This is a genomic window from Pauljensenia sp. UMB3104, assembly GCF_030217285.1.
Taxonomy (GTDB): Bacteria; Actinomycetota; Actinomycetes; order Actinomycetales; family Actinomycetaceae; genus Pauljensenia.
This window is the reverse complement of sequence record NZ_JASONN010000593.1, coordinates 1-237: the sequence shown is the minus strand read 5'-3', so window position 1 is coordinate 237 and position 237 is coordinate 1. Positions and strand designations below refer to the sequence as shown.

The following is a 237-nucleotide window of genomic DNA, read 5'->3' as shown; positions in this document are numbered from 1 at the left end:
CCGTCGTTCAGTGCTGCCTGGTATTCGTTCCAGTGCTCTGCAATTGCTCCTTCAAGGTAGCTGGTGTCGACTTCAGCGGTTTTTGCAGGAACCGGGATGTCGAAGCTCTTATCTTTCAAGACAAGCTTCACCTTGTCGCCTTTGACCTGGATTGACTGATCAAGCTGGAAGATCGTTTTGTCGTACTTACCGGGCTTAGTGTCTTCCGGAGACACGAGCAGAGGGATGGTCACGTAC

Annotated in this window: 1 protein-coding gene; it reads right to left on the bottom strand. The window is 51.5% G+C overall.

Features of this window, described 5'->3' with window-relative positions:
* Nucleotides 1–215: hypothetical protein (locus QP415_RS12905; protein WP_285100339.1), on the bottom strand; the 215-nt coding region annotated here is incomplete at its 3' end.
* Between the last annotated feature and the right edge of the window lie 22 nt (nucleotides 216–237).